The organism is Holdemania sp. Marseille-P2844 (assembly GCF_900120005.1).
In the GTDB taxonomy this organism is placed as follows: Bacteria; Bacillota_I; Bacilli_A; order Erysipelotrichales; family Erysipelotrichaceae; genus Holdemania.
This window is the reverse complement of the sequence record NZ_LT635445.1, coordinates 1-1,374: the sequence shown is the minus strand read 5'-3', so window position 1 is coordinate 1,374 and position 1,374 is coordinate 1. Positions and strand designations below refer to the sequence as shown.

The 1,374-nt window shown below is 48.7% G+C and carries 1 protein-coding gene; it reads left to right on the top strand.

Translation table 11 applies throughout. The features are described from left to right. Positions 1–175: 175 nt before the first annotated feature. Complete coding sequence (locus BQ7364_RS00075) at positions 176–1,162, top strand: metallophosphoesterase (protein ID WP_072682801.1); 987 nt, start codon at positions 176–178, stop codon at positions 1,160–1,162. Positions 1,163–1,374: the final 212 nt, after the last annotated feature.

The window sequence follows — 1,374 nt, the reverse complement described above, 5'->3', positions numbered from 1 at the left end:
TAGTGAGATTTCCTTTCTGTAATTTGTGGTGATTTTATTGTAACGGAAATTCTTACCTATGTCTCTTTTTTTATGCTCAAGAAAAAAAGGCTTTGGTTTCCACCAACACCAAAATTTATAGAACCTTCTTTTTGAGGGCCGCTTATGATAAAATAGAAGGACGAAAGGAGTTCTCATGAAGAAAATCCTGAAAATAACCTTGATCGTTCTGCTTCTGATCGCCGGCGCGGGCGTACTTTATTTAGACGCCACGGAAATCGCGCCGAAGCGGGTGCGGATCCGGACGGAAACGATCGGTTCAGAAAAGATTCCTGAAGCCCTGAGCGGCCTTCAGATTTTATTTTTTTCCGATGTACATTATAACGCCTTTGTCGACGATTCACGGCTGGAAGCGCTGATCGAGAAAATTGACAGCGTCGGCGCAGACGTCATTCTGTTCGGCGGTGATTTATTCGATCACCCTGCCAATCAATGGCCCGACGATCAGGCGATGGATACGATCCGCGACGCTTTATCGCGGTTGAAAGCGCCGCTGGGAAAATTTGCGGTGCTGGGCAACCATGATCTGGAATCGCAGAGCAGCGGGGAAATGGTCAGCCACTTGTTATTTGAAGCGGGTTTTGAAGTCTTGAACAATCAGTCCGTGAAAATCCGCAACCGCGGCACTCAGTCGATCTCGTTAGTCGGTTTGGAAAGCGAGATGCTGGGCAATCCGGATCCGGAAGCGGCATACCAGAACATCTCTCCGGACAGCTTCACGATCGCCCTGTGCCATACGCCGGATACCGTGCTGCGGCTGCCGCAGGATCAGACGGATTTAATGCTAGCCGGCCACAGCCACGGCGGTCAGGTTTACATTCCGCTGCTGGGTACCTTTTACCGGGCGAATTATGCCGAGATATATTACCGCGGCAAGCATCAGGTTGACGATATTCTCCTTGACGTCAGCAACGGCACCGGCACCACCCGCATGGACGTACGCCTGTTCTCCCCTGCCGAAATCGTCGTTTATCGTCTGGAACACACAGAACCGGCGCCTGAAACAGACTCTGTGCCAGACAACCCGGATCAAAGCGACGGCAGTAACGAAGCCGGCACTGACGAAAATCCAGACGGCAGCGATGTCCCACAGGATCAACCCGCTGAAAATCCAGAAGAATAACTAAAAAAGGAACGCCCTGAAACGGATGATCAAACCCGTTACGGCGTTCCTTTTTTTAGTGGTTCTATAAATTTTGGTGTTGGTGGAAACCAACGCCTTTTTTTCTTGAGCATAAAAAAAAGAGACATAGGTAAGAATTTCCGTTACAATAAAATCACCACAAATTACAGAAAGGAAATCTCACTATGTCCATTACTCATTCTATCGTATCT